The sequence below is a fragment of the Vibrio sp. V42_P2S4T144 genome (assembly GCF_009904715.1).
In the GTDB taxonomy this organism is placed as follows: Bacteria; Pseudomonadota; Gammaproteobacteria; order Enterobacterales; family Vibrionaceae; genus Vibrio; species Vibrio alginolyticus.
In genome coordinates this window covers 1-8,097 of sequence record NZ_WXWS01000417.1, presented here as the reverse complement: position 1 = coordinate 8,097, position 8,097 = coordinate 1, and the positions used below count along the sequence as shown (strand labels likewise).

Sequence of the window (8,097 nt, the reverse complement as noted above, 5' to 3'; positions counted from 1 at the left end):
ATCTATACCATCGCCTAATCATTGCATAAGTTTTCAATAGATTTTGTTTTATAAATCATAATATTATAGAGCTCCTTCTCGTATCTCACTCCCAAAACACTTTGCCACTGGGAATCCATCCGCACTTAACCAACAAGAAATGGTAGACTTAACTGGTATTCGGTTAAGAGATCACATTTTATTAATACGCTCATGCACTTCTCAATTAAAAAACTGGCTTGCGCACTTTGTACTGCACTTGGACTTTTCTTGCATCCCACCAACGTACTGGCGAGTACCGAAAAGCAAGCTTATCTGGAAGAACACATTTCAGCAGAAAGCAAGCCCATGTTAAAACTCTACTTTCGCTCGATGGGTAAGCCGCGATCAATTCAAAAAGATGAGTTAAATGCGCCACAGAATGCATCAGCGGAGTCTCTTGCTCTGTATTACTTTGCACGAAAGTACCTTAAGCGTTACGAAGGCGTTCCATTACCGAAAGATATGCCCGATTTAATCGAATTCGGTAAAAAGCACCATTTGGAATGGGTCGTCGCTGAAGCACAGCTCAATAAGGCTGTAACAATGATTGAGCAAGACGATAACTGGAACGCAGAATTGTTACTCCATGACGTTGTTTCTACAGCCCGTGATCTTGGTTATCTAGCATTAGAAGGCCGTGCTTACCGCTGGTTAGGCAATCTAGAAGTATCTCGAAATCAACTACGCAGTGGCCTAAAATATTATCGCAATGCCTATGAGTTATTAGAAAAAACAGTATTTGAAATACAAGTCGCGATGACACTGAACAACATTGGGACGGTCTACATCGACGCATCAGATTGGGCTCGGGCCAACAGTTACCTAACGCAAGCTCTCGACACTTACCTAGAGAGCGAATATCAATACGATAATAGCTTTTTTATGGGGGTTATCTACGCAAACCTTAGCATCGTTCACTCGAGCCTCGGAGATAACAAAAAAGCGGAATATTATTTCAATGAAGCCATTCGACTTTCAATGCAAACGGGGTCGGACACAGTCAAGCACCACTCTTTATCCAGCTTTTCACAAATGTTGAGCTCGGTAGGAAAAATTGATGATGCATTAATGGTCGCACAACGTTGCGTAGACCTGCCCATTCCAAAAAATCTAGAAATGCTAAAAACGTCTTGTTACGAGGCATTTGCAGAGGCTTACCTCGCAAACAAACAATACGATAAAGCTATTACAACAGCGCTTAACGTTCTAGAACAAACCAAATCAACCAGTGAATTAGAGCTGCGTCAGCGTATTGATATGCTTTCGGTACTGGTAAACGCTCATCAAATTCTTAATGACTATGAAGCGGCTTTTCATTATTTAACCCAATTAAGAGAGCTAGAGGCTGAGTTTTCTCATCATATTCATGGTGAAGAGATGATTAACATTAAGTTTGACCTCGAAGCTAAGTTAGCCCAGAAAGAACTCAAATTGCTAGAAACAAAAAATGCGCTACAAGCCTCTGAACTGCGTTCACAGCGCTATCGAGAAATGTTCTACTTTATCGCTATTGCGGCAATTGGAGTCGTTGGTTTTCGTTACGTACTGCGCGTTAGACGTATTAATAAAGCACTCACTCAAGAAAATACTACCGATCCATTAACTCAACTGCATAACCGTCGCTATCTTCACATTTGGTTGGACAAAATGGCTCGTAGAAGCCCAGATAGAACATTTGCCTTAGCCGTTTTAGATGTCGATCATTTTAAAACCTTTAATGATCAATATGGACACGATATTGGCGATAAAATGCTGACTCATATTGCCACGCTATTTAATGAATCCACTCGCTCTGGTGACCTACTCATTCGTTGGGGTGGAGAAGAGTTTGTCCTATTATTCGAAGTACAGCGAGCTGAAGATTGCGCTAAGTTTTTGGAGCGATTGAGATATACTGTTGAAAACACGCCATTGGTGGTTGACTCTAAACCATTAAACGCGACAATTTCCCTTGGAGCAGTGGACAAACTGTCGGCACAAATAATTAAACAAGAATGGGATCAATGGTTTTTCTTGGCAGACCAAGCTTTGTATGATGCGAAGCAAGCTGGTAGAAACCAGTTCGTCATTCATCCTACATCATAAAAAAGCACACATGAAAAAAAATCTAATCATTATTACTTTTGCGCCTCTATTTCTTATGGCGTGTAGTAATCAGCAAGCATCTCAACTGGGAATGCGCAGCAGCAGTGTCAACGTATATGCCCAGCAAATGAGTAACACTCAACTATGTGAAACTCTCTACTACAACCGTGCAACTAACCAAACCAAAGTGGCGATTGGTGCTGAGTTCAATCGACGTGGATTAAACAAAAAGTGGTGTGATAAAGAATTCGATAAGTTGTACATTAAAAAGTGGATTGATAACGTGCTGCCTAAAGAAAAAGCCGAACCCAAGAAACCAATCGCAACTATTCAACCCGCTTCAACTAAATAACCCACCATCTTGAAGCAGACGGTACACTCGTATTTTCTGCTTTTCATTTTTCATGCATGTTCGATGCGACATATAAAAACCTCATGGTTTCAGTAAATTAACAAAGACTTATGTTGTCCATCGAACTTTTAATGTAAACAAGTTGTAAATGGTTTTCGTCCTTATTCTTTGTCGTTAGCTTTGTTTGTTCCTGTTAGCGGAATATGAAACAGGAACTAAAAAATTCCAAACAAAGACATGAGGTCAAAAATGGAAATACGCATTAATCGCCTATTTGCAGCTATGTTGGCAGTAGGCATTGCACCTGCCGTCTCGGCGTTTGATCCACTCTATTCTGAACAATGGCACTTAGACAACACGGGGCAAACTGCGTTTGCGGCTAATCCTGCTGTTGCTGGGAACGACTTAAACACTAAGCTCACTCAGGCAATGGGGATTGCAGGTGTTGGTGTGAAAGTTGCCGTCATTGATTCTGGAGTGCAGATCGATCACCCCGACCTTGCAGGTAATATAGTTACAGGTAGCAGAAACTTCGTCGAAGACTCTTCATTCCCACCAAGTTATCCGGTTGATACTAATGGTCATGGCACTGCTGTAGCCGGTTTGATTAGCGCCGTCGGCAACAACGGTGAAGGCGGACGCGGTGTCGCTTCTCACTCTTCCCTCATCGGTTTTAACTGGTTAGCCAACCAGACATTAGAAGGCTGGTTAATCTCCCATGGCATGGACCCAGCAACACGCGATGTTCGCGTATTTAACCAAAGTTACGGTTTCAGCCCTATAAACCCGATTGCTTTTGATGAAAGCGACCCTCAACTAAAACTTGAAATGGACGTGATGAAAAACGTCAGCGAGAGTAACGCCTGGGGTCGAGGTGCTGTATTTGTAAAGTCAGCAGGTAATGGTTACCGCTATTTCAATGCAGGGCGATTCTTCGTATTGCCAAGTAACTTCTTTGCTGGTGGAGACAATCAAGGCTTACCGATGCACAACTCTGCTCAGTCTTATGATAACGCCAATTACTTCAATTTAGTCACTAGTGCACTACGAGCGGATGGTACGCGAGCGAGTTACTCATCGGTGGGTTCGAACGTGTGGGTTGCAGCACCAGCAGGTGAATATGGGCAAGATTTCCCGGCTATGGTCACCACTGATTTAATGGGTTGTGAAGAAGGGCAAAATACCAGTGAAGGCCTTGGCATTAATGGGTTACACGGCGGAACGGAGCTCGATCCGAACTGTAACTATACCAGTACGATGAACGGAACCTCATCGGCTGCGCCAAACACATCGGGTGCCATCGCGGCAATCATGTCAACCAACCACGCACTTTCTGCTCGTGATGTACGTGCTTTACTAGCGGAGACAGCAAAAGTAACGGATAAAGCGCATCCAGGCGTACAGCTTGAATTTACTAACCATAAAGGTGAACAGGTTAGCTACGAGGCAATTGCCCCTTGGCAGAAAAACGCAGCAGGCGTAGATTTCCATACTTTTTATGGCTTCGGCGCTGTAGATTTAGATGAAGCGATGCAACGTGCTCGCATGACGAATCGTGTTTTACCAGCTCAAGTCATTACGCCATGGGTTAACAACGCTACAGAAGTAAGTGTACCCGATGCAAGTCTAGTTGGTGGTTCTTCAAGTATCGCCATTGCCGATGAGCTGACAGTAGAATCCGTTCAAGTGACATTGACATTGGACCACGCTCGTCTGCCCGACTTAGCTATTGAGCTCATTTCGCCATCAGGGACTCGTTCCGTTTTGCAAACACCGCGCAATGGTCTTGTTGGCCAATCTCTTGATCCAACGATTACAGGCTACAAAGATCAATTAATGTTGTCTAACCAATTTTATGGCGAAGATGCAAAAGGCGAATGGACGTTGCGAGCAATAGATACGAACAGCGATGAAGTCTATTCTTACATTGCATATTTCAACTCTTCCACCATCTATGACGTTCCGATGGCAAACAACGCTCAGCCCGGTGTTATTAAGAACTGGTCGATGCGCATATTTGGACACTAAGGAGTCAATAACATGAAATACAAATCATTTTCTATGCTGGCTCTCGTTATCATGACGTCGAGTGTATACGCTGAGCAACAGCTCTCTCAACAACCTGCACCAGAACTGTTTGTGCCATCAGAAGCGGTTGAGATTAATGGCCAAGATTATCGAAAAGTGCAAACTGGCACTGTTAGAACCCTATCTGAAGACGTAAAACTTCAAGCGGGTGATGAGGTGTTTAAGAATGCGTTTAGTAACGTATCCAAAGCCACTGGACTGGTTTATATCACCGTAAACAATCCTAACGAAGCGAAAGCAGTCGCCAAAGAGTTAAAATTAGAAGTTATCTTCGCAGAGGGGGAATCAGCGGTGTTAAAAGCATCTCAAGATCAAGATCTGCTAAGTATTAGCGACTACCTAAACGCAGACACCCGGGTAAAAGCGTCTAAAATTGAACTAAACAGCGGTAAATACCGTGCACAATAATTCTCTAACAAGAGAAGTTGGCCTGTAAAACCATGCCTCAGCGATTGCTGAGGCATTTTTATGGGTAGGAACAGATACGCTATTATTCTTTAGTAACATTTCGCATAACTAGTATGATACCTAAACACCCTACTCGCCTGCGCCTGTCATTTCTTAAACAAAATAATTTCCGTTCTTAGCTCTTCTTCCGTGGTTTCCTTCGGGCTATTCAGATAGCGTTCGATTCCTAAAGGACTGGTTTTGACTTTCATACCACTCTGACGAACCAAGTTCATCGCTAACGCCCATGCATTTCCCAAAAACTGATATTCACCTCGGTGTTCAACGACAAATGTTTCACTCTCAGGAATGGTACCGGTAACCGCCCCTTGAGGCGCTGGTACTGAGTTATGAAGAGGAAAGCAAGTGATAAACTCGAATGTACCTTTCTGCATATCCATCGACTCGTAATAACAAAACAATTCACCATTCACGGATAGGGTTTCGTCACTAATTAACTGTTCTAGTTGCTGAACATGCTTCTCAATTACCGAACCTAATTCCTGCAAGCTAGCCACACCCTTGATCCCAATGTAATGAATTTGAGGCAACGTTCGGTTACCAATTTCGGCTAAGTCTGAATGCACTCTTCCGGTTTCAAGCTTACTTTTAAGCATGCGTAACCCACGTTGATAATCCATCTCTATCATCGACTTAAACATACTTTTCAGAAAGAACAGATACCAAGGGACGCGAGATTGCATTTGCCATTCGACTAAACAGCCATTTTGTGACGGCGTCACGATTAGAGTCACCTTTCCATGGCTCTTGATTGGGCGAAAGAAATGTAGCTCCATATCTAATCGATGCTCTTGAGTACTTTCCAGTACAATCGCGCCAGTCCCAATACGCTGACCATTCCATTGATAACCAGCTCCAACGTGGCCCTGATTATCACTGAATGTCAGCTCGCAGCTTGGTTCAAGAATGACCCATGGTGACCAGCTAGGCCAGTTATTGAAGTTCTTGAGATAGCCAATAATTTCACTTTGATTCTTATTAATTTCAATACTTCGGCTGACCTGATAAGAGAGCATAACGGTTCCTCGAGTTTCCGCTTCACTAACTTCAGTCTAATCCAAATTCCAGTTTTTTCTTGTTTGACTGCGGGTTAGATGCGTACGACAAGAAAAATCCAGAGCGTTAATTCTCACTTGAATCAATACGCGCAAAGCTAAGAGCAGAACTCCACTTTTGCACTAAATCGAACACCATCATCGTCCAGTACTAACGCCCACCCCATCCGTTCACATATTCGTTGTACGATAACAAGCCCACAACCATAACCAGCGTTGTACGTCTCGTTGCCATCGTGACGGTTTAGGATCTTAAGCGCATGACCTTTCAACTCAATTTCAATATCTCCCACACTATAGCTAAAGGCGTTTTTAATCAGATTGTTGATAACAATGGTCACAAAACTCTCCGGTGCATTCACGACACCACTATGTTGTTCGTGCAAAGCGTAGTTCGAATCTTGCTTGGCAAATAAAGGCGCTAGCTCTTCCAACTGTTTTTGTAAACAAGTGAGAAGCTGATGCTCTCCGTAATGCTGAGGCTCTATTTTCTCTTTACCAAGTAAGAGAAACGCTTCTGTCAGTACACGCATCTCGTCACAAGCTGACTGCATCCTCGTGATGGCTTTTTGCGCAACTCGAGGTTGATCAGGAATACGCGTCAGAATGTCTGTTGAGCCTTTAATCACCATGATTGGCGTTCTCAACTCATGCGATGCAAAACGGCTAAATTCTTGTTCTCGTTTGAAATAGCCCGCGATATCGTTCTTATTATCCAGCAAAGTCTGCTCTATCTGGCGTGTTTCGCTGAACTTAGTTTCAACTTGGAAAGCGGGTTGATCCGGTGACATTTGGCTAATTTTGTCTTCAATTTGCGCTAATGGCCGAGACAATATTCGAACCATGTAAATGCCATACCCAACCATGACAAATGAAAACAAACCACCGAGCAGCAGCGTAAACTGATGCAGCGAGCTTTCGTATTCGTCCAAGTAATCATCTGAGTCATCTTGAAACACAATGTACATAAGCCCCTTCCCTGAGGGGTGTTTCAATACAACAAAGTGTTTATCTTCTTCACCAAGCAGGTATTCGTAAAAACCAGGTGAAGTAAAAGAGAGCAACCAATCGGGTGTCGGTGCTTCACTCCAATATGAGTTGAACTCCAATACGTTTGGCAATGGCGCATCCCAGCCCTGTTTCTCGAAATTCTCACTATAAAGCGCAGCTTCAGTATCTAGCCAGTGATGTAAACTCAGCACTTCCAGTTTGTTTTCTGCCACATAAATCAGCGACCAAAAAAGAGTAAACATCACAAACGTCATGACCCCAAAACCCCAACGGATCTTGCGATAAATGCTTGGATATTCGTTATGCTTTAAGTCGGTAACCTTGTCCATGAATAGTCTCTAATCGTGATTCTTCAAAACCTTTGTCTAACGCGGTTCTTAAACCGTAAATATGGCTACGAAGTGCATCACTTCCCGGTGGTTCGTCTCCCCACACACTATCGATCACTTCTGCGCGCGAGACCGCTGCTGGAGCACGTTGGAGGAGCAATTTTAAAATTTTAGTTTGAATTCGACTCAGCTTAATTTCTTTGTCTTTTCTCGTTACTTTTCCTGTCCGCGCATCTAAACAAATATCTGCAAATTTGAGCGTTCCGATATCTTGTCTTGGACCACGATTAGCCAAAGCATGAACACGCAAACTGAGCTCTTCCATCGCAAATGGCTTCATTAAATAATCATCTCCCCCCGCTTTAAAAGCCGCGATTTTGTCCTCTAGCGTATCTTTTGCCGTTAGGAAGAGAATTGGCGTTCCACATAACTTATCTTGTCGAAGCTTCTGTACCGTACTGATGCCATCGAGCTTCGGCATCATGATATCCATGATGATTACATCGTAATGATTTTCCTCGATTAACTTAATCGCAGCCTCTCCATGAAACGCACAATCGATAATCATGCCTTCTAGCTCAAGATAGTCTGCAATCGTCTCCGAGACGTTATGGTTGTCATCTACAATTAAAATTTTCATAAAATCACATTTCTTCACGATCTCTTCACGATATGCCCAATAAGATAC

General features: G+C 43.2%; 7 protein-coding genes. 4 read left to right on the top strand and 3 right to left on the bottom strand.

Going from position 1 to position 8,097, the window contains the following annotated elements:
* Window positions 1–192: 192 nt before the first annotated feature.
* The 4 genes from CAG68_RS14050 (at window position 193) to CAG68_RS14035 (ending at window position 4,954) form a co-directional block, all read left to right on the top strand.
* Window positions 193–2,106: a tetratricopeptide repeat-containing diguanylate cyclase gene (locus CAG68_RS14050; protein WP_161441292.1), complete on the top strand. Its 1,914-nt coding sequence runs from the start codon at window positions 193–195 to the stop codon at window positions 2,104–2,106.
* A 10-nt stretch (window positions 2,107–2,116) separates the two neighbouring features.
* Window positions 2,117–2,458 (top strand): hypothetical protein, encoded by a 342-nt coding sequence (locus tag CAG68_RS14045; protein ID WP_025767691.1) that lies wholly within the window; start codon window positions 2,117–2,119, stop codon window positions 2,456–2,458.
* Window positions 2,459–2,707: 249 nt separating this feature from the next.
* Window positions 2,708–4,486 carry a S8 family serine peptidase gene (locus CAG68_RS14040; protein WP_161441291.1) on the top strand — a complete coding sequence of 593 codons (1,779 nt, stop codon included), beginning with the start codon at window positions 2,708–2,710 and terminating at the stop codon, window positions 4,484–4,486.
* Between the two features lie 12 nt (window positions 4,487–4,498).
* On the top strand, window positions 4,499–4,954 hold the full coding sequence (locus CAG68_RS14035) for a hypothetical protein (protein ID WP_033906991.1): 456 nt from the start codon (window positions 4,499–4,501) through the stop codon (window positions 4,952–4,954).
* 146 nt (window positions 4,955–5,100) lie between these two features.
* Here the strand turns inward: CAG68_RS14035 and CAG68_RS14030 are convergent, their stop codons facing one another.
* The 3 genes from CAG68_RS14030 to CAG68_RS14020 all read right to left on the bottom strand — a co-directional run bounded on the left by CAG68_RS14030 (window position 5,101) and on the right by CAG68_RS14020 (window position 8,049).
* Entirely contained in the window at window positions 5,101–6,030 is a 930-nt protein-coding gene (locus tag CAG68_RS14030; RefSeq protein WP_151515497.1) for an SRPBCC family protein, read from the bottom strand.
* Window positions 6,031–6,167: 137 nt separating this feature from the next.
* Entirely contained in the window at window positions 6,168–7,409 is a 1,242-nt protein-coding gene (locus CAG68_RS14025; protein ID WP_053303697.1) for a sensor histidine kinase, read from the bottom strand.
* Window positions 7,381–8,049 carry a response regulator transcription factor gene (locus CAG68_RS14020; protein WP_085568984.1) on the bottom strand — a complete coding sequence of 223 codons (669 nt, stop codon included), beginning with the start codon at window positions 8,047–8,049 and terminating at the stop codon, window positions 7,381–7,383. The genes CAG68_RS14025 and CAG68_RS14020 overlap by 29 nt, the downstream gene beginning before the upstream one ends.
* Between the last annotated feature and the right edge of the window lie 48 nt (window positions 8,050–8,097).

Excerpts from the sequence above, each read along its gene's own strand:
- CAG68_RS14050 (WP_161441292.1), top strand. The coding sequence starts at position 193 with ATGCACTTCTCAATTAAAAAACTGGCTTGCGCACTTTGTACTGCACTT.
- CAG68_RS14045 (WP_025767691.1), top strand. The coding sequence starts at position 2,117 with ATGAAAAAAAATCTAATCATTATTACTTTTGCGCCTCTATTTCTTATG.
- CAG68_RS14040 (WP_161441291.1), top strand. The coding sequence starts at position 2,708 with ATGGAAATACGCATTAATCGCCTATTTGCAGCTATGTTGGCAGTAGGC.
- CAG68_RS14035 (WP_033906991.1), top strand. The coding sequence starts at position 4,499 with ATGAAATACAAATCATTTTCTATGCTGGCTCTCGTTATCATGACGTCG.
- CAG68_RS14030 (WP_151515497.1), bottom strand. The coding sequence starts at position 6,030 with ATGCTCTCTTATCAGGTCAGCCGAAGTATTGAAATTAATAAGAATCAA.
- CAG68_RS14025 (WP_053303697.1), bottom strand. The coding sequence starts at position 7,409 with ATGGACAAGGTTACCGACTTAAAGCATAACGAATATCCAAGCATTTAT.
- CAG68_RS14020 (WP_085568984.1), bottom strand. The coding sequence starts at position 8,049 with ATGAAAATTTTAATTGTAGATGACAACCATAACGTCTCGGAGACGATT.